The sequence below is a fragment of the Bacillus sp. FSL R7-0646 genome, assembly GCF_037969865.1.
Lineage (GTDB): Bacteria > Bacillota > Bacilli > Bacillales > Bacillaceae > Bacillus > Bacillus licheniformis.
Genome location: NZ_CP150217.1, coordinates 4,180,432 through 4,200,757, shown reverse-complemented (window position 1 = coordinate 4,200,757; position 20,326 = coordinate 4,180,432). Strand labels below are relative to the sequence as shown.

Below are 20,326 nucleotides of genomic sequence, written 5' to 3'. Positions count from 1 at the left end.
AATGGCGGTTCGTCCCTCCTTTACCAGCAATATTTGCTTGTCCAACCTGTTATAGAACACAAAAAAAGAGCAAATGGATGAGTCCATTCGTTAATGAAATGTTGAAAACATATAATATAGTAGAAAAACGTCTTTTCGACATTTTTCACAAGATGTGGACAAAATACTGCACACCCTGTGAAAAAACTTTCCACAACTTATCCACAGTTTGTGGATAATGGATTGGCAGCCAATTTGTTATCAAGAGTTAAAACACAAATATAATATCAGAATAAGCGAGTGGTTGCAATGGTTGCGAGGAACTTATCCACATACTATACAAACTGTTGAAGAAATATTGTTCACAACGGTTAGTTTTGTGAAAATGTTGTCGATAATGATTGTGGATAGAAAAAACGAGGAGAAAGATATCCACATTGGCTTTTTTTCGCTTCGTCCATCCCGTTTTCCCGCTTCCAAAAAAATCTTTTAAGCTAAAATTGAGGAAAAATGAAATTAGGCTTTCGAAGAAAATTGATATGTGTTATCCTATTATGGTGCAAAAAAGAAATGTGTGAGCGAAGTTGACAATGAACTGCTCATCCCAATATAATAAATTAGACTGTCTTTAACAGCTATTCCTCGAGGGAGGTGTCATACATGAAAAGAACATTTCAACCAAATAACCGTAAGCGCAGCAAAGTTCATGGCTTTCGCAGCCGTATGAGTTCTAAAAATGGACGTCTTGTATTAGCACGTCGTCGCCGCAAAGGAAGAAAAGTATTATCAGCTTAGGCCACTGAATAATGTCAGTGGTCTTTTTTACATAGAGGAATGACCAGGCCCATTTGCCAGCTTGTTATCGGAGTGAAAGAAGATATGAAAAAGCGAAATCGATTAAAGAAAAATGAAGATTTTCAAAAAGTATTTAAAAAGGGAAAATCGATGGCAAACCGGCAATATGTTTTATATGTGCTTCACCAGCCTGAAGCGAAAGAGTTTCGGGTGGGACTGTCGGTCAGCAAGAAAATCGGAAACGCAGTCGTGCGCAACCGGGTAAAGCGGCTGATTCGCCAGGTCATCCAGGAAGAGCGGAATCTATTAAAACAAGAAAATGACTACATTATCATCGCAAGAAAGCCTGCAGCTGAATTATCATATGAAGAGACGAAAAAAAGTTTGCAGCATCTTTTCAGAAAGTCGTTTGTCTACCGGAAAAAACCGAATCAGCCATCATAGTCCGGGTTAAAAGAAGTTATGGCCCCTCATTTTTAAGCGCTTCCTTTAGCTCCAGAAAAATGTCGTCGCCCATTCGGGGGAGAAAGATGATAAAATACGAGAAAGTATGTCTTTTTAATGGTCATAACCGAATAATACCGGTTGAAGAATGAAGATTTAGGAGGAAATGTTGTTGAAGAGGCGAATTTTATTATTGTTCAGTATGATCGGCGTTATCGTGCTTTTAGCTGGATGTACGGAAATCAACCAGCCGATCACTGCAGAAAGCGAAGGGTTTTGGAACACGTATATCGTATACCCGTTGTCACAGCTGATCACGTATGTAGCAAATTTAACGAATGAAAACTTCGGACTAGCGATTATCATCGTCACGATCTTAATCAGACTTTTAATTTTGCCGCTGATGATCAAGCAGACGAAGAGTTCGAAAGCGATGCAGGCTCTCCAGCCTGAAATGCAAAAACTTCGTGAAAAATACAGTTCTAAAGATCAAAAAACGCAGCAGAAGCTTCAACAGGAAACGATGGCTCTCATGCAGAAGCACGGGGTTAACCCGCTTGCCGGATGTTTCCCGATCTTAATTCAAATGCCGATTTTAATCGGATTCTATCATGCCATTATGAGAACGCGGGAAATCGCAGAACACAGCTTTTTATGGTTTGACCTTGGGGAGCGTGATCCGTATTTCATTTTGCCGATTCTCGCCGGTGTGTTCACATTCATTCAGCAAAAGCTGATGATGGCGGGAACAGCGCAGCAAAATCCGCAGATGGCGATGATGCTTTGGCTGATGCCGATCATGATCGTTGTATTTGCGATCAGTTTCCCGGCGGCTCTTTCCCTGTACTGGGTAGTCGGTAACTTATTCATGATTGCTCAAACCTTCTTTATCAAAGGGCCTGATCTAAAGGCTGAGAGACAGGAAGCGGCAGCCGGAGGAAAAAAATCCGGAGGTAAGAAAAAGTGAAGGAACTGACTGCTACTGGACGTACCGTCGATGAAGCAGTGCAATCCGGGCTTGAACAGCTGGGCCTTCATGCAGATGATGTCGAAGTCGACGTAGTTGATGAAGGAAAAAAGGGATTATTCGGCATTTTCGGTCATCGGTCTGCAGTCGTGAACATTCGGGAAAAAATAGACCCGGTTAAAGAAGCAAAACAATATTTGGAAAATGTAATTTCGAATATGGGAATACAAGCCCAGGTGACGGCAGAAGAGGAGTCTAAACGAGTGGTTTTTCAGTTGAAAGGAGACAAAACAGCTCTTTTAATTGGAAAAAGGGGACAAACTTTAAATGCCCTTGAAACGCTGACGCAGCTCGTGCTCAATCGTCATTCCGACAGATATATCCAAGCGGTGGTTGACGCCGAAGGATACCGCGCAAAGCGGAAGGAAACACTTGCTCAGCTGGCATTGAAGCTTGCTGACCAGGCGGCCAGGCAGAAAAAAGACATTCACCTGGAGCCGATGCCTTCCAGTGAGCGCAAGGTCATCCATGATACGCTTGCGGGCTACTCGCAGCATATCGAAACTTACTCTACCGGTGAAGACCATAACCGGCACCTTGTCATCTCATATAAAAAATAACATGAAAACCGAAGTTCCCAAAATTGGGGCTTCGGTTTTTTTGCCGTTGAAAATCGATGAAATGCAGCAAAATCAGTTTAAGTTCTATTTTTTCAGGCGTAAGCTGTTGATGAAAATGAAATTTAATTGTTATTCACATGTGGATAAGTTAAAGTAAGTAATGATGGCTTAGAACGGTTGTGGATAACGGTTCAAGTCACTTCCACTTCAATTGAAACTATGTTATCTTTAAATTTTGATTACAATAAAAGTTTTTCATCCGTATACGATGTTTGGAAGATGACCCGGCAAATGGGGATAATAGATATAGGAATGAAAAAGAGAGGTGAAAGCCATGGATACCATCGCTGCGATTTCAACGCCGATGGGAGAAGGGGCGATTGCGATCGTCCGGATGAGCGGCCCTGAGGCTCTTGCGATCGCCGATAAAGTGTATAAAGGACCTCGCGGAAAAAGGCTGAGTTCCGTCGATTCACATACGATTAACTACGGTCATATCGTTGATCCGGAAACGGAAAAAGTCGTGGAAGAAGTCATGGTTTCGGTACTGAAAGCGCCGAAAACTTTTACGCGGGAAGATATTGTAGAAATCAACTGCCACGGCGGACTTGTGACTGTCAACCAGGTGCTTCAGCTCGTTTTGAGAGAGGGAGCGCGTCTGGCGGAACCGGGAGAATTTACGAAAAGAGCCTTTTTGAACGGAAGAATCGATCTTTCCCAGGCTGAAGCTGTCATGGATCTCATCAGGGCCAAAACAGACCGGGCAATGAATGTGGCCATGAATCAGATGGAAGGAAGGCTGTCTTCACTGATCAAACGGTTGAGGGCCGAGATTCTTGAAACATTGGCCCACGTTGAAGTGAATATTGACTATCCGGAATACGATGACGTTGAAGAAATGACGCACAAGATGCTGATTGAAAAAGCGACAAAGGTCAAAAAGGAAATCGAGGCGCTGCTGACGACTTCAGAGCAGGGTAAAATATTAAGAGAAGGCATCTCGACAGTTATCATCGGGCGGCCCAATGTCGGCAAGTCCTCGCTTTTAAACAGTCTCGTCCACGAGACAAAAGCGATCGTAACGGATATTCCGGGCACGACGCGGGATGTCATTGAAGAATATGTGAATGTCAGAGGCGTGCCGCTGCGTCTCGTCGATACAGCCGGGATCCGCGAGACCGAAGACATCGTCGAGCGAATCGGCGTTGAACGTTCAAGACAGGTATTAAAAGAAGCAGATTTGATTTTGCTTGTCCTCAATTACAGCGAGTCCCTTTCAGATGAAGACATCAAGCTCTTTGAAGCAACGAAGGGAATGGACATCATCGTCATTGTCAATAAGACCGATCTTGAGCAAAAGCTTGATCTTGATCGGGTTCGGGAATTGGCTGGGAATCAGCCTGTCGTGACGACTTCCTTATTAAAAGAGGAAGGGATTGATGAGCTGGAGGAAGCCATTCAATCGCTGTTTTTCACAGGCGCGATCGAGAGCGGCGACTTGACATATGTCAGCAATACAAGGCATATTTCACTGCTGCATGAGGCGAAGCGCGCCATCACTGACGCATTGGAGGGCATCGAAAACGATGTGCCGATCGATATGGTTCAAATTGATTTAACAAGATGCTGGGAAGTTCTTGGGGAGATCATTGGCGATGCTGTACACGAAAGTCTGATCGACCAGCTCTTCTCTCAATTTTGCTTAGGAAAATAAAGGAGGAACAAAGCATATGGGCTATGAAGCAGGCCAATATGACGTCGTTGTCGTCGGCGCCGGACACGCCGGTGTTGAAGCGGCGCTGGCGTCAGCCAGACAAGGCGCAAAAACGCTTGTCTTAACGATTAACCTTGATATGGTTGCTTTCATGCCATGTAACCCGTCTGTCGGCGGACCTGCAAAAGGAATCGTCGTCCGCGAAATTGACGCGCTCGGCGGGGAAATGGCTAAAAATATTGATAAAACGCATATCCAAATGAGGCTTTTAAATACAGGAAAAGGACCTGCCGTTCGGGCGCTTCGGGCTCAGGCTGATAAATTCCAATATCAGCATGAAATGAAAAAGACACTTGAGAATGAACCGAATTTGACCATGCTGCAAGGAATGGTCGAACGCCTTCTTATTGAAGACGGGGAATGCCGGGGCGTTATAACCCAGACAGGGGCGGAGTACCGTTCTAAGACCGTTGTTCTGACGACGGGGACATTTTTGAGAGGGAAAATCATTCTTGGCGATCTGTCATACTCCAGCGGACCGAACAACCAGCAGCCGTCCATCAAGCTGTCTGAACATCTTGAAGAGCTCGGCTTTGACCTCGTCCGTTTTAAAACAGGGACGCCGCCGCGGGTCAACAGTCATTCAATTGACTACAGCAAAACGGAAATCCAGCCCGGTGATGAAGTGCCGCGGGCCTTTTCGTATGAGACGGTGGAATATATTACAGACCAGCTTCCATGCTGGCTCACATATACAAGTCCGGAAACGCACGAAATCATTGACAACAATTTGCATCGTTCACCGATGTACTCCGGCATGATCAAAGGAACGGGACCGAGATATTGCCCGTCTATTGAAGACAAGGTCGTCCGCTTTAACGACAAGCCGAGACACCAAATCTTTCTTGAGCCTGAAGGGCGCAACACCCAGGAAGTCTATGTCCAGGGATTGTCGACAAGCCTTCCAGAAGATGTGCAGCGAAAAATGCTTTCAACTATTCCCGGCCTTGAGAATGTGCAAATGATGCGGGCGGGGTATGCGATTGAATATGATGCGATCGTACCGACACAGCTGTGGCCGACATTGGAAACGAAAAAAATTCCGGGACTCTTCACAGCCGGACAGATTAACGGAACATCAGGCTATGAAGAAGCGGCCGGACAGGGAATTATGGCCGGTATCAATGCGGGCCGGAAAGCGCTTGGCAAAGAAGAGGTCATTCTCAGCCGCTCAGACGCTTATATCGGCGTATTGATCGACGACCTTGTGACAAAAGGAACAAACGAACCATACCGCCTGCTGACTTCGCGTGCAGAGTACAGGCTGCTCCTGCGTCACGACAATGCAGACTTGCGCCTGACCGAGATCGGCTATCAGATCGGCTTGATTTCTGAAGAAAGATATCAAAAGTTTCAAGAGAAAAAAGCGGCCATTGAAGCAGAGAAAAAACGCCTTCATTCTGTTATTATCAAACCGACAAAGGAAAATCAGGAATATATCCGTTCACTGGGCGGCAGCGAGCTCAAAGACGGCATTCGCGCGACCGACCTGATGAAGCGGCCTGAAATGAATTATGAAACCGTCACTGCTCTTGCGCCGCCTGAACAAAAAGTCGCCGGCGACGTTGCCGAACAGGTGGAAATTCAAATTAAGTATGAAGGATATATTGAAAAGTCCTTGCAGCAGGTCGAAAAACTAAAGAAAATGGAAAATAAAAAGATTCCTGACAGAATCGACTATGACGCGATCAAAGGCATTGCAACGGAAGCGCGCCAAAAATTGAAAGAGGTCAGACCGCTGTCTGTCGCACAGGCCTCACGGATTTCCGGCGTCAATCCTGCTGATATTTCCATACTGCTCGTTTATTTAGAGCAGGGACGGATTGCCAAGGTTGCGGAATAGAAAGGGTGACGGCATGAACATTGAGCAATTTACAGCCGGTTTGGAGAAGAAAGGCATTTCCCTTTCCTCCTTCCAGCTGGAGCAATTTGAGACTTATTACGAATGGCTTGTTGAATGGAACGAAAAAATGAATTTAACCTCGATTACCGAGAAAAAAGAAGTGTACTTAAAGCATTTTTACGATTCCATCGCCGCCTCTTTTTATGTTGATTTCAAAAAGATGAACACTCTCTGTGATGTTGGAGCGGGTGCCGGATTTCCAAGCCTTCCGATTAAAATCTGCTTTCCTCACCTTCACGTCACAATCGTTGACTCACTGAACAAACGGATTCACTTTTTGAATCAGCTGTCAGACGCTTTGAAGCTGGAAAACACAGCTTTTTACCATGACCGCGCGGAAACATTCGGAAGATCGAAAGACCACAGAGAAAGCTATGACGTTGTGACGGCACGCGCTGTCGCCCGCCTTTCGGTTCTCAGCGAGCTCTGCCTTCCGCTTGTGAAAAAAGACGGTTTATTCGTAGCATTAAAAGCCGCTTCGGCTGATGAAGAAATTGAAACGGGCAAAAAAGCCATCAAAACGCTTGGAGGCAAAATTGAAACCGTACATTCTTTTCAGCTGCCAATAGAAGAAAGCGAAAGAAACATCATTGTCATCAAAAAACAATCGCAGACACCGAAGAAATTTCCAAGAAAGCCTGGAACACCTAATAAATCTCCTATTGAAGGTTAAATTATTCGTTTTCTTCAAATTTCGTGATGTCACAGAAGGAAAATTCATGAGAAAATAGAATTATAAAAATGGCAGTGTTTAAAGGTGGTGTAGGTACATGAAGCATTCATTCTCTCGTCTCTTCGGACTTGGCGACAAGGAAGAAGAAGCAGAGATTGCTGAACATGATACGAATAAAGAAGAAATTCAAGAGATTCCAGTAGGCGATATAATTCCTAACCGTTTTCAGCCGCGCACCATTTTCTCAGAAGAAAAAATTAAAGAATTAGCTGCAACCATTCATACACACGGCATTATCCAGCCGATTGTCGTCAGAAAAACAGAGCGGGAAGGCCAATATGAACTCATAGCCGGAGAGCGGCGCTGGCGGGCGGTTCAAACGCTCGATTGGGAGAAGGTTCCCGCTATTATTAAGGATTTTTCAGATACAGAGACCGCTTCTGTCGCTCTTATCGAAAACCTTCAGAGGGAAGAATTATCTTCGATTGAAGAGGCGCATGCTTATGCAAGGCTTTTAGAGCTTCACGATTTGACGCAGGAAGCCCTTGCACAAAGGCTTGGAAAGGGCCAGTCAACAATCGCCAATAAGCTCAGACTGTTAAAGCTTCCGGAAGAGGTGCAGGAAGCGATCTTGAAAAAAGAAATTTCAGAGCGCCACGCAAGAGCGCTCATACCGTTGAAACAGCCCGACCTTCAGGTCAAGCTGCTGCATGAAGTCATTGAAAAGAGTTTAAATGTAAAACAAACCGAAGACCGTGTCGTCAAAATGCTTGAGCAGGATAAACGCAAGCCTAAACCAAAGAGAAAAGCGTACAGCAGAGACGCGAGAATCGCGATGAATACGATTCGCCAGTCCTTATCAATGGTGGAAGACAGCGGCGTCAAACTGAATACGGAAGAAGAGGAATTTGAAGAATATATTCAGTTTACGATTCGAATACCGAAATAAAAGCTCCCTATAGAGCTTTTATTTTTTTAGGCAAAATATCTATGGGGGAGCGTCTATGGAATATTATCGACAATATCATTCATTGCTTTTTTCGATTGCTTACCGTATGCTCGGGTCTTTTCAAGATGCAGAGGACATCATCCAAGAATTGTTCGCAGACCTTCAGGAAAAAGATATCGGTCAAATTGACCATATTCAAGCATATTTAACGAAATCAATCACAAACCGCTGCATAAATGAACTGCAGTCTGCCCGCAAGAAGCGGGAGGTATATATCGGGGAATGGCTTCCGGAACCGCAGGTGGCGCTTTCAGCTCAAATCCCGGCTGAGTACGTTGAAGAGAAAGAAAAGGTATCCTATGCTTTTCTGGTAGTTATGAGCCGATTAAATCCTGTAGAAAGAGCCGTTTTGATGTTTAGAGAAGTATTTGGATATCATTACAAGGAAATTTCGTCCATTATCGGGAAGTCGGAAGCGAACTGTCGTCAAATCCACAGCCGGCTGAAACAGAAATTAAACGAGGATATTTCGGTATTTTCACAGCCGGTTGAAGAACAGCAATTGGCCCAGCTGTTTATCGAATCAGCGAAAACAGGTAATTTTGAGGAGTTTTCCAAGAAATTGATTGAAGATGCCGTATTGTATACAGATGGCGGCGGAAAAGTGCGCAGCGCTTTGAGACCGATCTATGGAAAGAGCCGCATTTATGCGTTTTTTACGGGAGTTGTTTCAAAGGGAAGCTTTTCCGGCCGCTTTATGCCAGTCGATATCAACGACCAAAAGGGCGTTTTGATCATGAAAAACAACCGCCCGGCTTACGCGGTTTGCTTTGCTTGGAATCCGGAAGGCGATTCCGTCAAAAATGTGTTTATCGTGTCAAATCCCGATAAACTGAAGCACATTAAAATATAACGTTTTTTGTCACAAACTCCGTTTCTCTCTTGTTATATAAGTGAAACACTTAAAGGAGGAATAGACATGGAAACGAGATTTCTAATGGAAAAAGTAAATCCTGAGGGATACAGAGGAATGCTGGAGCTTGAAAAAGCGCAGGCTTCTTCTGGCATTGACCCCATTTTAAAGGAACTGATCAAAATCCGGGCTTCACAGCTGAACGGATGTGCTTTCTGCTTAAATATGCATACGAAGGATGCAAGACAGAACGGGGAAACGGAACAGCGGATATATGCGCTCAATGCGTGGCGGGAAGCGCCTTTTTTCACGGAAAAAGAGCGGGCTGTATTGGCGCTGACTGAAGCCGTTACGCGAATCGGCGAGCACGGGTTGCCGGATGAAATATACAACGAAGTCAGGACCCATTTTACAGAAGCTGAAACAGCCGAACTGATCATGGCAGCTGTCACAATAAATGCCTGGAACAGGATTGCCATCGCCACCCGGAAAATGCCCGCAGCAGATTGATTGAAATCCCCCCAACACAGGGGGGATTTTTTATACTGATATAAAATTAAAACTATCTTTCACTTTATTTGAGCGTTTCTTCTCTTTTTTCTAAGATAAAAAAACTGTTTCTTTTTGTCGAAAAATAAACAAAACAGATCTCTTTCAAAAAACAAAAACTCAAAAAAAGCAAACGGCCGATTCTTTTTTTGTTAAAATAGAGAAATGAGAGAAACTTGTTCAATGTGAAAGTAGGTGACATTGTGGGGAAAATTATTGCGATCACAAACCAAAAAGGTGGCGTTGGTAAAACGACAACCTCTGTTAACCTGGGAGCTTGCTTAGCTTACATCGGGAAAAGGGTTTTGTTAGTCGACATAGACCCGCAAGGAAACGCAACAAGCGGTATCGGCGTTGAAAAGGCTGATGTTGATCAATGTGTGTACGATATATTAGTAGATGATGCAGATGTGAAAGATGTCATCAAAACAACATCCGTAGAAAACTTGGATGTCATTCCTGCAACGATCCAGCTTGCGGGGGCGGAAATTGAACTTGTTCCGACCATCTCCCGAGAAGTCCGGCTGAAAAGGGCTTTGGAATCGGTCAAACAAAACTATGATTTCATGATTATTGACTGCCCGCCGTCATTAGGGCTGCTTACAATCAATGCGCTTACGGCTTCCGATTCCGTCGTGATTCCGGTCCAGTGCGAGTATTATGCGCTGGAAGGGCTGAGCCAGCTGCTCAACTCTGTCCGGCTCGTGCAAAAACATTTAAATACGGATCTGATGATCGACGGCGTATTGCTGACAATGCTTGATGCAAGAACGAATTTAGGCATACAGGTCATCGAAGAAGTGAAAAAGTACTTCCGCGATAAAGTATACAAAACGGTTATCCCCCGGAATGTCCGGCTCAGTGAAGCGCCGAGTCATGGAAAGCCGATCATTTTATATGATCCCCGTTCCAGAGGAGCGGAAGTCTATTTAGAATTAGCAAAGGAAGTGGCTGCGAATGCCTAAAGGTCTCGGAAAAGGGATTAATGCATTGTTTTCAAATGTTGATTTATCCGAAGAAACGGTTGAGGAAATCAAGCTGCAAGACTTGCGGCCCAACCCTTATCAGCCAAGAAAAACGTTTGATGACCAATCGTTAAAAGATTTGAAGGAGTCCATTTTGCAGCACGGTGTTTTGCAGCCCATCATCGTCAGAAAGTCAATTAAAGGCTATGACATTGTGGCCGGAGAACGCCGTTTCCGGGCTGCTGAAAAGGCCGGATTGGAAACCATTCCTGCGATTGTGCGCGAGCTGTCGGAATCCCTGATGATGGAGATTGCCCTATTGGAAAATCTTCAACGAGAAGACCTGTCTCCGCTTGAAGAAGCAAAAGCCTATGAATCTTTGCTCAAACATCTCGATATGACCCAGGAACAGCTGGCGAAAAGGCTTGGAAAAAGCAGGCCTCACATCGCCAACCACTTGCGGCTGCTGACACTTCCTGAAGACGTTCAAAAGTTAATCGACAACGGCACGTTATCGATGGGCCATGGCCGAACATTGCTTGGATTGAAAAACAAGAAAAAGCTTGAGCCGCTTGTTCAAAAGGTCGTGTCCGAACAGTTGAACGTCCGCCAGTTGGAAAAGTTAATTCAACAGTTGAACGCTGATGTTCCACGTGAAACAAAGAAGCCGAAACAAGTCAAAGATGCAGTGATCAAGGAACGGGAATCGTATTTGCGAAACTATTTTGGAACACCGGTGACCATTAAAAAGCAAAAGAAAAAAGGCAGGATCGAAATCGAATTCTACTCAAATGAAGACTTGGAGCGTATTCTCGAATTATTGGCTCAAGAAGACGCATAAGCTTAAAAACCATCTGATCATGTACAGATGGTTTTTTTATGACATTCTTCCGGTCATTCTTTCAATTGGTGACACATGGCGCCGCTGCGATCCGGTCTTTTCCAGATGCGACAGCCCGTCCGCAAGCACATTTGCCATGCTCATGACAAGATTGAGCCTTGTATTTTGCAGGACAAAATACTCCATAAAACCGCTGACATTGACAATTCCGTTAATATGCACGTGGCCGACTTCCGGCAAACTTTTCTGAACGCCTGCTCCCGGCTTCAAAGGCCCTTTGCCGATTTGGAAAGACCCCACGCTTTTGGTTCGTCCAAGACAGGCGTCGATCGCGATCATAAAAGGATTTTGATGCTGCTGATGAATATGATCAAGCTTTTCATTTAAGTTCACGGCGTGAACCGGGTCGGCAAGCGTTCCATAGACATGAAAACGTGTCAGCTGCTTTGCGGAGAGTTTCATTCCTACGAGGGGACCGAGCGAATCTCCGGTCGAGCGGTCTGTACCGATGCAAACGATCACGATGGGCCGGTCTCCGGCTTCCTTTAAATAGACGGAAAGGACTTTCTCTATTTGTTTAACAGCTAGCGGATCCGTATGAGAAATATATTCATTCATTGGTTCTTGAGAAAAAATTCCGCCTTTTCGATTCATAGGCTTCACATCCTTGTCATCATGGTAACAGCAGTGCCTTGGTGTGTTTTTTGAGTATGTATGGTTGTTTACAGTATATCCAGCTGTCTCTTTTTTTATGCTTTGGATGAGTCGATTTGGTCAGCCGGAAAAAATACTTTACTAAGAGAGGATACGATATTCTATTTTGTTATATTAATATAATTTATTCATTTGTAAGAGAAAAGTCGAAAAGGGTTTCATGAATTTTTATAGAGGACCGGCAATATAGTGTCATGAGCGGAGAAACAAGCTTAAAAACTATATTGTTGGGGTGAGCAAATCGTGTGGAGAGCCGGGATGAAGTGGATGCTTCTTATTTTAGGAAGCTTAATAGGTGCGGGATATGCATCCGGCCAGGAAATATGGCAGTTTTTTGGTGATGAAAGCGGACTGGCTATCCTGTTGTTTACGATCATGTTCAGCCTGTCAACCTATATTGTGATGAAGATCAGCTATGAACAAAAATCAGAGCATTTTCTGCCTGTGCTCGAAACATTAATCGGTCCGATGCTGGCTAAAGTATACGATGTGCTGATCATCCTGTATTTGTTTACGACGACGATTGTGATGATTGCAGGAGGCGGGGTAACGCTGCAAATCTTTCATATCCCGTTTTGGACTGGCGTCATCTTGTTTTGTTTATGCACAGGGTTGTTGTTTTTGTGGGGGCTCAATGGCATATTGTCCGTTAATAGCTACTTAATCCCGATTTTGGTGGCGGGGCTGCTGTATGCGCTGATTTCTTTTCAAACAGCTCATCATCAGCCGTGGCTGCTCAACTTGACTCATCAATACAACTGGCCTGCCGGCATCGCATTCACTTCCCTGAACATATTATCTGTTGTCGCTGTATTATCTGCGGTCGGCAAAGAGATGAAGGGGGTCGGAGAAGCAAAGATTGCCAGCATATTAAGCGGCCTGGTGTTTGGGGCTATTTCATACATGTACAATGAGACCCTTGTAGAGCTTGCCGGTGAACTGGCCCATTATGAAATTCCTTTATTCGCGGTTTTGGAGGGCGCGCCTTTTCCGATTTTTATTTTTATGACGGCTGTACTTTGCGTCGCAATCTATACGACGACGATCTCGAGCATTCTCGGTCTGTCCAGCCGTTTTCTGTCCTTTGTGAACTGGCCGAGATGGGTGATCGTCATCCTGCTTCTCTCGATCATGGCTCCTTTTACGTCAATCGGATTTTCAAATTTAATCGCTTTTTTATATCCAATTTACGGATTATTGAATTTATATTTATTGGTAAATATTTTACTATATCCGATTTTGAGTAAATGGAAATAAATACAGTTAAGATTGTGAAGAATTGCCCTTTCACCGTGGTTTTTTGTACAATAAGGTCACAACAAGGAAGCAAAGAGGTGAACGATGTTGGCCGATAAAGAATTTGGCCTGAATGACGTGGTCGAAATGAAAAAGCCGCATCCCTGCGGGACAAACCGCTGGAAGATCATTCGGATGGGAATGGATATCCGGATCAAGTGCGAGGGCTGTTCACACAGCGTCATGATCCCGCGCAAAGAGTTTCAAAGAAAGCTGAAAAAGATATTAGTTAAGCATGAGGAGTCCGAAAGTTAATCTTGGCGGACCTCCTTATGCTTTTTTTCTGTCTCAATGAAAAATGAATTTTCATCTAGTTTGTATGATTGAAAAGCAAGTTTTGTCAGCTTGTCTTTTATTGTAATCATCCTTATAATTGTTGCAGGTTTAACATTTACGACTACACACGGATGTTCATTATAGAGGAGATGAAACAATGGCTTTAACAGCTGGGATTGTTGGTTTGCCTAACGTTGGGAAATCAACCTTATTTAATGCAATTACTCAGGCCGGGGCAGAATCGGCCAACTACCCGTTTTGTACGATTGATCCAAACGTCGGGATCGTAGAGGTGCCTGATGAGCGTCTGCAAAAGCTGACAGAACTCGTCAATCCGAAGAAAACCGTTCCTACCGCATTTGAATTCACCGATATCGCAGGCATTGTAAAAGGAGCATCAAAAGGAGAAGGGCTCGGAAACAAGTTCCTGTCCCACATCCGCCAAGTAGATGCGATCTGCCATGTTGTCCGCTGTTTTGCCGATGACAATATCACACACGTGTCCGGGAAAGTAGATCCGATTTCGGATATCGAGACGATTAACCTTGAGCTGATACTGGCTGACCTTGAAACCGTGGAAAAGCGGATCGGGCGGGTCGGAAAGATGGCCAAGCAAAAAGATAAAGAAGCCGTGTTTGAATTTGAGATTTTGACAAAGTTAAAAGAGGCGTTTGAACAGGAAAAGCCGGCCCGCTCTGTCGAGTTCTCCGAAGAGCAGCAAAAGGTGTTGAAGCAGCTTCATCTGCTGACGACAAAACCTGTCTTATATGTAGCTAATGTCAGCGAAGATGAAGTGGCTGATCCTTCAGGTAACGAGTACGTTCAGAAGGTCCGGGAATTTGCAGCTGCTGAAAATGCGGAAGTCATCGTCGTCTGCGCAAAGATTGAGTCCGAAATTGCAGAGCTTGAAGGCGAAGAGAAGGCGATGTTCCTTGAAGAACTCGGCATTGAAGAATCCGGTCTCGATCAGCTGATTAAAGCGTCCTACTCCCTCCTCGGACTTGCTACTTATTTTACAGCGGGAGAACAGGAAGTCAGAGCTTGGACATTTAAAAAAGGAATGAAAGCCCCTGAATGTGCGGGCATCATCCATACGGACTTTGAACGCGGATTTATCCGTGCGGAAACGGTCGCCTACGACGATCTGCTTGAAGCGGGAAGCATGACCGCAGCAAAAGAGGCCGGAAAAGTCCGCCTTGAAGGGAAAGAATACATTGTTAAAGACGGCGATGTCATTCATTTCCGTTTCAATGTATAACGCAGTTGAAATAGGACAAGAGCTTTGATATAATATAAAATTGTGAGTAATAGAATTATTGCTCCTTGCCCAATATAATGGGCCGCTTAGTCCAAAAGGAGGTGCAAATACAAATGAGAAAGTACGAAATCATGTACATCATCCGCCCAGACGTTGATGAAGAGTCTAAAAAGGCTGTTGTTGAGCGTTTTAACAACATTTTAACAACTAACGGTGCGGAGATCACTGAAACAAAAGATTGGGGAAAACGCCGTCTTGCATACGAAATCAACGATTTCCGCGACGGATTCTACCAAATCTTAAACGTTCAAGCTGGAGCTGAAGCAGTTCAAGAATTTGACCGTTTAGCTAAAATCAGTGACGACATCATTCGCCACATCGTGGTTAAAGAAGAAGAATAAACAGAATTGAATTATATACTCTAAAGCAAAAGGATGGTCTCTCAATATGCTTAACCGAGTTGTTTTAGTCGGCAGACTGACAAAGGACCCAGAGCTTCGTTATACTCCTAGCGGTGCAGCTGTTGCCACCTTTACGCTTGCTGTCAATCGTACGTTTACGAATCAGCAGGGTGAACGTGAAGCTGATTTCATCAACTGTGTTGTCTGGAGAAGACAAGCCGAAAACGTTGCAAATTTCCTTAAAAAAGGAAGTCTTGCGGGTGTAGATGGACGTTTGCAAACGCGCAGCTATGAAAATCAGCAGGGACAGCGTGTATACGTCACGGAAGTTCAAGCTGAAAGTGTTCAATTTCTGGAGCCTAAAGGCGGCGGTTCTGGTTCCGGCGGTTACAGCGGAGGCCAGGGAGGCCAACACTTTGGCGGCGGACAAAATGAACCGGCTCCATTCGGCGGCAGTCAAAACAATCAGAATCGCAATCAAGGCAACAGCTTCAATGACGATCCATTCGCAAATGATGGAAAGCCGATTGACATCTCTGATGACGACTTGCCATTTTAATGGATGACGGACGAATAAAATAAAACCAGAACAGAAAGGAGGGAAATAACGATGGCAGGAGGACGCAGAGGCGGTCGTGCGAAACGCCGTAAAGTGTGTTATTTCACTTCCAACGGCATTACGCACATCGACTACAAAGATGTAGATCTTCTTAGAAAATTTATCTCTGAGCGCGGTAAAATCTTACCACGCCGTGTAACAGGAACAAGCGCGAAATACCAACGTAAATTGACTGTTGCAATCAAACGCGCTCGTCAAATGGCTTTACTTCCATACGTAGCAGGCGAGTAAGCCGATAAAAGGAACAAGACCCAATGCGGTCTTGTTCTTTTTTTATTTATCAAAAGCCGGGTCGTTTCCTTCAGCATTCAGGTTTTCTGCTTGCCAATACGAATTCGCTTTATATCGCCGAGGACTGCGAGGTAGAACACGAGCCCGAGCAGTAATACAAATCCGGCTACTAAAAAGCTGAGCGTAAATGAACCGGTCACATCGACCAGATAGCCCGTTAATGAAACCGCGATAATCCCTCCGAATAAGTTATTTGCCAAATTGACCATTGAACTGAGCAGAGAGATGGAACCAACCGGTGCAATATCGGCTGATATCGACCAGCCGATAGGCGCGGTCGCAGATATTCCGGCTAAGCCGACGGAAATGCAAATGATCGCAATCGTGATGTTGTGCGTGAAAACAGCTCCCAGAAAGGCAAATCCAAGGCTCATGCCGATTACGATAATGGTCTGGTATACCTTTGTATTCGAATGCCCCTTTTGAATTAAAAAATCGACGAGCCATCCGCCCACAACGATTCCGGAAACCGTCGATATCAGCCAGGGAACCGCTGTAAACAGCCCTGAGGACATAATGTCCATTCCGTATGTTTCTTTAAAGAAGGTCGGCAGCCAGGTTAAGAGCAGGTTGAATGTATAGCCGTAACCCGTAAATCCGATCATCAGCCCCCATACTTTACGGTTTGTCAGCATCGCTTTTAAAGCAATAAGCGTCCGTTCCGAGATATCTTCCTCTGATACGGCATTATGCTTTTGAATATAATGGAGCTCTTCCTTTGAGATTCGTTTGTGCCGATCGGGCTGTTCATAATACAACCAGAAAAATACGGTGAACAGTACATTAATGATTCCGATCGTTAAAAAAGCGGCTCGCCAGTCGAATGTCGTAACTAAAAAGGCTACGAGAGGCGCGCCGATGACATTCGCGAACTTGGCTGCCGAGTCAAACAAGGAATTGGCAAGGCCGCGCTCATTAGGCGGAAACCATAAGGCCGTTGCTTTGGATGCGGCAGGAAAAGCTGAAGCACTCGTCAGCCCGATTAAAAATCTGACAATATAAAGAAGCAGTTTTCCCTGTAAAAAAGCCAATATAATGGTTAGAAAACTCCACAAGGTCATTCCGACCCTTGTCACCCAGGCAACGCCGTACTTATCCAAGAGACTCCCCACCGGAATCTGCATCAGCGTGTATGAGTAGGTATAGATGGAAAAGACGATGCCTAATTGGGTTGCCGTCAATTGAAAGGAATCCTGTATCGCAGGAGCTGCGACTGAAATGGCAACACGGTCAAAGTAATTTAAAATGATCATGCTGCTTAATAAAGAAGAAATATACCATCTTGTATGCCCCGGCCGTTTTTCCAGCTCTTGCGCCATGTTGAAACCCCCTCTAATCCTTAGATTGGACTCTTTTCAAAATTACATTCTTAATTTCTTCGTGTTTATTTCCACGGGAGTGCGGGGAGTAAACGGCCGCGGCAAAAAAAACCATATAGACATTTTGATACAGGTTTGCTAAAGTGAAACATGTTAAAAACAGATGGCTTCTATGAGAGTTAGAAGCAAATGATCACGAACGAGGTGTTGAATCTTTGAATGTTAAACAATTAAATAGCGAATGGTTTTCTAATGTACGGGGGGATATCCTTTCGGGTATCGTCGTAGCGCTTGCTCTCATTCCTGAAGCCATAGCGTTCTCCATCATTGCGGGTGTAGACCCGATGGTAGGTTTGTACGCATCTTTTTGTATCGCCGTTGTCATTTCCTTTACGGGCGGCCGTCCGGCGATGATATCAGCCGCGACCGGGGCGATGGCTCTTTTGATGGGAACTTTGGTCAGAGATCACGGGCTTGATTATTTATTTGCTGCTACGATTTTAACGGGAATCATCCAATTAATATTTGGGGTGCTGAAGATTGCGCGCTTTATGAAATTTATTCCGCGGTCGGTTATGGTAGGTTTCGTAAATGCGCTGGCCATTTTAATCTTTATGGCGCAGGTTCCTCATTTTGTTGGAGTTTCGAATATGACGTATGTTGTGGCCGGTATTACGTTGTTGATTATCTATGTTCTTCCCCGCTTTACAAAAGCCGTTCCATCTGCACTTGTTGCCATTATTGCGATGACTGTATTTGCCATTTTCGGTCATTTTGATCTGCGCACTGTCGGTGATTTGGGAGAAATGAAGCAATCATTGCCTGCCTTTATGATTCCCAATATTCCTTTCAATTTTGAGACATTGGCCATTATTTTTCCAACAGCCTTTGCGCTTTCCATCGTTGGCTTGCTTGAGTCATTATTAACCTCTTCTATTGTTGATGATATGACGGATACGGAAAGCGACAAAAACAGGGAAAGCCGCGGACAGGGCATCGCCAACATTGTCGCCGGTTTTTTCGGAGGCATGGCGGGATGCGCGATGATCGGCCAGTCTGTGATCAATGTAAAATCAGGAGGAAGAGGCCGCTTGTCCACCTTTGTTGCCGGTGTCTTCTTAATGTTTTTAATCATGGTGCTGGGCGACTGGGTCGTACAAATTCCGATGGCAGCTTTGGCTGGCGTGATGATTATGGTATCGATCGGGACGTTTGACTGGTCTTCGTTTAGCATGTTAAGAAAGGTGCCGCTGACGGATTCCATTGTCATGATTGTAACCGTCGTTACCGTTGTGGCCACCCACGATTTATCAAAAGGGGTTTTCGCCGGCGTGATTTTAAGCGCAATCTTCTTCGTAGCGAAAATCTCCAAACTAAAAATTGAAGAAAAGTCAGAAGAAAACGCGGTCAAGTACATCATCAAAGGACAAGTTTTCTTTGCATCGGTTCAAGATTTCGTAAACTCCTTTAAAACGGGAGAGCAAACGAAAAAGGTCATTCTTGATTTTTCTGAGGCCCATATATGGGATGATTCCGCTGTGGCGGCTATCGATAAAGTCGTTTTGAAAATGAAAGAGCAAGGAATAGATGTTGACTTGATTGGATTAAATGAATCCAGCTGGAAGCTGGTCGAAAAATTAGCAACCTATGATCAACCTCATCGTTCAGTGTCAAATCACTAAGAAACGGGTGATGAAGGGTGTATAGACATATACTGCTGGCTGCTGACGGTTCCAAGCATTCTGAAAGAGCTGCCGATCATGCGATTCATCTGGCTTCCATGTCAAACGAAGCGGTCGTCGACATGATTTATGTATTGGATTATGCGAGAGCAAAACATGAAGTCCTGCATAGCGAAAACCGTACAGAACTCGAACGCGAACGGCGCAGCAGGCTGCTGTCGATAGAAAATAAATTAAAACAGGCGGCCGTTCCCTATCAAATGACGATGCAGCACGGGGATCCGGGCCCGGCCATTGTATCGTACGCCAACCATCATGATGTTGATATCGTGATTATCGGAAGCAGGGGGCTGAACACTTTGCAGGAAATGGTGCTCGGAAGTGTCAGCCATAAAGTGGCGAAAAGAGTGAAGTGTCCGGTTTTAATCGTAAAATAGCAAAAAACAGAGCCAGTGAGGATTCTATCCTCGCTGGCTTTTTTATCTCATCGATATCGCTTTTTGCGCATGCATGGCGTCGCCTTTTAGCAGGTCGACGAGGTTATAGGCGGGATATAAGCCTCTTTGGTACATAAAATAAAAAACTTGTTCATGCAACTTAATGGCCGCATTGATTTGTTTAACAAGCACTCTCCTGAGCTCGGGCGTCGCCGTTTCCGTGATCGCAATCGCATAGTTTCGAACGGTCGTTTTCGCCAGCACCAACAGATCACCCGCATCAAAATACAAGTCAGCCCGTTCATCCTCCCGCTGAAATGCTGGAGCTTTTGGCAAAAAGGGAAGAAGCTCTCTTAAATTTTGCTCCAATGCTTTTGCTGACACGCTGTAAAGCTGTCTTAACTGAGGGTCGCTGATTTTCTTCATGCTTTTCTTGATCTTCACCAATCCGACAGACTGTGCCGCGATTAGTTCATGCAACTCCAACGTTTCATGCCAAGCCAATGTTTTTGTTGTCATTCATATTCTCCTTTATTGCTTTTTCTTAGTCAGCATATGCCCATTACCGTCTAAAGGTTAAGAAGAATCTGAGGGACGTTTTAGACCGTTTTGGAAAGGGGAAGTCAAATAATACGGGATTTTTGCATCTAAGTGACAACAG

At 44.7% G+C, this 20,326-nt stretch carries 23 protein-coding genes; 20 read left to right on the top strand and 3 right to left on the bottom strand.

What is annotated here, in order from left to right:
• The first annotated feature begins 639 nt into the window (after positions 1-639).
• The 12 genes from rpmH (at position 640) to MKY62_RS21615 (ending at position 11,372) form a co-directional block, all read left to right on the top strand.
• Positions 640-774: a 50S ribosomal protein L34 gene (gene rpmH / locus MKY62_RS21670; protein WP_003178075.1), complete on the top strand. Its 135-nt coding sequence runs from the start codon at positions 640-642 to the stop codon at positions 772-774.
• An 84-nt stretch (positions 775-858) separates the two neighbouring features.
• Entirely contained in the window at positions 859-1,218 is a 360-nt protein-coding gene (rnpA, locus tag MKY62_RS21665; protein WP_003178055.1) for a ribonuclease P protein component, read from the top strand.
• A 166-nt stretch (positions 1,219-1,384) separates the two neighbouring features.
• Positions 1,385-2,185: a YidC family membrane integrase SpoIIIJ gene (gene spoIIIJ / locus MKY62_RS21660; protein WP_011198500.1), complete on the top strand. Its 801-nt coding sequence runs from the start codon at positions 1,385-1,387 to the stop codon at positions 2,183-2,185.
• Positions 2,182-2,805, top strand: a complete 624-nt coding sequence (gene jag / locus MKY62_RS21655) for an RNA-binding cell elongation regulator Jag/EloR (protein WP_003178050.1) — start codon at positions 2,182-2,184, stop codon at positions 2,803-2,805. Before spoIIIJ ends, jag begins: the two co-directional genes overlap by 4 nt.
• 334 nt (positions 2,806-3,139) lie before the next feature.
• Positions 3,140-4,519: a tRNA uridine-5-carboxymethylaminomethyl(34) synthesis GTPase MnmE gene (mnmE, locus tag MKY62_RS21650; protein ID WP_003178047.1), complete on the top strand. Its 1,380-nt coding sequence runs from the start codon at positions 3,140-3,142 to the stop codon at positions 4,517-4,519.
• A gap of 16 nt (positions 4,520-4,535) precedes the next feature.
• Positions 4,536-6,422 (top strand): tRNA uridine-5-carboxymethylaminomethyl(34) synthesis enzyme MnmG, encoded by a 1,887-nt coding sequence (gene mnmG / locus MKY62_RS21645; RefSeq protein WP_003178046.1) that lies wholly within the window; start codon positions 4,536-4,538, stop codon positions 6,420-6,422.
• Positions 6,423-6,435: 13 nt separating this feature from the next.
• Positions 6,436-7,155 (top strand): 16S rRNA (guanine(527)-N(7))-methyltransferase RsmG, encoded by a 720-nt coding sequence (gene rsmG, locus MKY62_RS21640; protein ID WP_003178044.1) that lies wholly within the window; start codon positions 6,436-6,438, stop codon positions 7,153-7,155.
• A gap of 97 nt (positions 7,156-7,252) precedes the next feature.
• A complete protein-coding gene (noc, locus tag MKY62_RS21635; RefSeq protein WP_003178042.1) occupies positions 7,253-8,104 on the top strand; it encodes a nucleoid occlusion protein in 852 nt (283 codons plus the stop codon).
• 55 nt (positions 8,105-8,159) lie between these two features.
• On the top strand, positions 8,160-9,017 hold the full coding sequence (locus MKY62_RS21630) for an RNA polymerase sigma-70 factor (protein ID WP_003178040.1): 858 nt from the start codon (positions 8,160-8,162) through the stop codon (positions 9,015-9,017).
• A 66-nt stretch (positions 9,018-9,083) separates the two neighbouring features.
• On the top strand, positions 9,084-9,527 hold the full coding sequence (locus MKY62_RS21625; protein WP_003178038.1) for a carboxymuconolactone decarboxylase family protein: 444 nt from the start codon (positions 9,084-9,086) through the stop codon (positions 9,525-9,527).
• 242 nt (positions 9,528-9,769) lie between these two features.
• On the top strand, positions 9,770-10,531 hold the full coding sequence (soj, locus tag MKY62_RS21620) for a sporulation initiation inhibitor protein Soj (protein WP_011201786.1): 762 nt from the start codon (positions 9,770-9,772) through the stop codon (positions 10,529-10,531).
• Positions 10,524-11,372: a ParB/RepB/Spo0J family partition protein gene (locus tag MKY62_RS21615; RefSeq protein ID WP_003178034.1), complete on the top strand. Its 849-nt coding sequence runs from the start codon at positions 10,524-10,526 to the stop codon at positions 11,370-11,372. The genes soj and MKY62_RS21615 overlap by 8 nt, the downstream gene beginning before the upstream one ends.
• 36 nt (positions 11,373-11,408) lie before the next feature.
• Here the strand turns inward: MKY62_RS21615 and yyaC are convergent, their stop codons facing one another.
• Entirely contained in the window at positions 11,409-12,026 is a 618-nt protein-coding gene (gene yyaC, locus MKY62_RS21610) for a spore protease YyaC (RefSeq protein WP_003178032.1), read from the bottom strand.
• A gap of 303 nt (positions 12,027-12,329) precedes the next feature.
• On the opposite strand from yyaC, the gene MKY62_RS21605 reads away from it, so the two are divergent.
• The 6 genes from MKY62_RS21605 (at position 12,330) to rpsR (ending at position 16,167) form a co-directional block, all read left to right on the top strand.
• A complete protein-coding gene (locus tag MKY62_RS21605; protein WP_003178030.1) occupies positions 12,330-13,343 on the top strand; it encodes a hypothetical protein in 1,014 nt (337 codons plus the stop codon).
• Between the two features lie 87 nt (positions 13,344-13,430).
• Positions 13,431-13,637: a DUF951 domain-containing protein gene (locus tag MKY62_RS21600; protein WP_011201785.1), complete on the top strand. Its 207-nt coding sequence runs from the start codon at positions 13,431-13,433 to the stop codon at positions 13,635-13,637.
• Positions 13,638-13,815: 178 nt separating this feature from the next.
• Positions 13,816-14,916, top strand: coding sequence for a redox-regulated ATPase YchF (ychF, locus tag MKY62_RS21595; protein ID WP_003178027.1), 1,101 nt, complete (start codon positions 13,816-13,818; stop codon positions 14,914-14,916).
• 113 nt (positions 14,917-15,029) lie between these two features.
• On the top strand, positions 15,030-15,317 hold the full coding sequence (rpsF, locus tag MKY62_RS21590; protein WP_003178026.1) for a 30S ribosomal protein S6: 288 nt from the start codon (positions 15,030-15,032) through the stop codon (positions 15,315-15,317).
• A gap of 46 nt (positions 15,318-15,363) precedes the next feature.
• Positions 15,364-15,876 (top strand): single-stranded DNA-binding protein SsbA, encoded by a 513-nt coding sequence (gene ssbA / locus MKY62_RS21585; protein WP_003178024.1) that lies wholly within the window; start codon positions 15,364-15,366, stop codon positions 15,874-15,876.
• A 51-nt stretch (positions 15,877-15,927) separates the two neighbouring features.
• A complete protein-coding gene (gene rpsR, locus MKY62_RS21580) occupies positions 15,928-16,167 on the top strand; it encodes a 30S ribosomal protein S18 (protein ID WP_003178022.1) in 240 nt (79 codons plus the stop codon).
• A 77-nt stretch (positions 16,168-16,244) separates the two neighbouring features.
• Here the strand turns inward: rpsR and MKY62_RS21575 are convergent, their stop codons facing one another.
• The gene (locus tag MKY62_RS21575; protein ID WP_009330030.1) at positions 16,245-17,546 is read right to left on the bottom strand and encodes an MFS transporter; all 1,302 of its coding nucleotides are present in this window, start codon (positions 17,544-17,546) and stop codon (positions 16,245-16,247) included.
• Positions 17,547-17,761: 215 nt separating this feature from the next.
• Here MKY62_RS21575 and MKY62_RS21570 point away from each other — a divergent pair, with 215 nt between their 5' ends.
• Positions 17,762-19,228, top strand: coding sequence for a SulP family inorganic anion transporter (locus MKY62_RS21570; RefSeq protein ID WP_003178015.1), 1,467 nt, complete (start codon positions 17,762-17,764; stop codon positions 19,226-19,228).
• A gap of 17 nt (positions 19,229-19,245) precedes the next feature.
• Complete coding sequence (locus MKY62_RS21565) at positions 19,246-19,665, top strand: universal stress protein (protein WP_003178013.1); 420 nt, start codon at positions 19,246-19,248, stop codon at positions 19,663-19,665.
• 42 nt (positions 19,666-19,707) lie between these two features.
• Here MKY62_RS21565 and MKY62_RS21560 read toward each other — a convergent pair whose 3' ends face one another.
• A complete protein-coding gene (locus MKY62_RS21560) occupies positions 19,708-20,184 on the bottom strand; it encodes a spore coat protein (RefSeq protein ID WP_009330029.1) in 477 nt (158 codons plus the stop codon).
• Between the last annotated feature and the right edge of the window lie 142 nt (positions 20,185-20,326).

What these genes read in the sequence shown, in the direction of transcription:
- yyaC (WP_003178032.1), bottom strand. Translation starts at nt 12,026, where the DNA reads ATGAATCGAAAAGGCGGAATTTTTTCTCAAGAACCAATGAATGAATAT.
- rpmH (WP_003178075.1), top strand. Translation starts at nt 640, where the DNA reads ATGAAAAGAACATTTCAACCAAATAACCGTAAGCGCAGCAAAGTTCAT.
- MKY62_RS21615 (WP_003178034.1), top strand. Translation starts at nt 10,524, where the DNA reads ATGCCTAAAGGTCTCGGAAAAGGGATTAATGCATTGTTTTCAAATGTT.
- ychF (WP_003178027.1), top strand. Translation starts at nt 13,816, where the DNA reads ATGGCTTTAACAGCTGGGATTGTTGGTTTGCCTAACGTTGGGAAATCA.
- spoIIIJ (WP_011198500.1), top strand. Translation starts at nt 1,385, where the DNA reads ATGTTGTTGAAGAGGCGAATTTTATTATTGTTCAGTATGATCGGCGTT.
- MKY62_RS21630 (WP_003178040.1), top strand. Translation starts at nt 8,160, where the DNA reads ATGGAATATTATCGACAATATCATTCATTGCTTTTTTCGATTGCTTAC.
- mnmG (WP_003178046.1), top strand. Translation starts at nt 4,536, where the DNA reads ATGGGCTATGAAGCAGGCCAATATGACGTCGTTGTCGTCGGCGCCGGA.
- rpsF (WP_003178026.1), top strand. Translation starts at nt 15,030, where the DNA reads ATGAGAAAGTACGAAATCATGTACATCATCCGCCCAGACGTTGATGAA.
- rnpA (WP_003178055.1), top strand. Translation starts at nt 859, where the DNA reads ATGAAAAAGCGAAATCGATTAAAGAAAAATGAAGATTTTCAAAAAGTA.
- MKY62_RS21625 (WP_003178038.1), top strand. Translation starts at nt 9,084, where the DNA reads ATGGAAACGAGATTTCTAATGGAAAAAGTAAATCCTGAGGGATACAGA.
- rsmG (WP_003178044.1), top strand. Translation starts at nt 6,436, where the DNA reads ATGAACATTGAGCAATTTACAGCCGGTTTGGAGAAGAAAGGCATTTCC.
- mnmE (WP_003178047.1), top strand. Translation starts at nt 3,140, where the DNA reads ATGGATACCATCGCTGCGATTTCAACGCCGATGGGAGAAGGGGCGATT.
- MKY62_RS21560 (WP_009330029.1), bottom strand. Translation starts at nt 20,184, where the DNA reads ATGACAACAAAAACATTGGCTTGGCATGAAACGTTGGAGTTGCATGAA.
- ssbA (WP_003178024.1), top strand. Translation starts at nt 15,364, where the DNA reads ATGCTTAACCGAGTTGTTTTAGTCGGCAGACTGACAAAGGACCCAGAG.
- noc (WP_003178042.1), top strand. Translation starts at nt 7,253, where the DNA reads ATGAAGCATTCATTCTCTCGTCTCTTCGGACTTGGCGACAAGGAAGAA.
- rpsR (WP_003178022.1), top strand. Translation starts at nt 15,928, where the DNA reads ATGGCAGGAGGACGCAGAGGCGGTCGTGCGAAACGCCGTAAAGTGTGT.
- MKY62_RS21575 (WP_009330030.1), bottom strand. Translation starts at nt 17,546, where the DNA reads ATGGCGCAAGAGCTGGAAAAACGGCCGGGGCATACAAGATGGTATATT.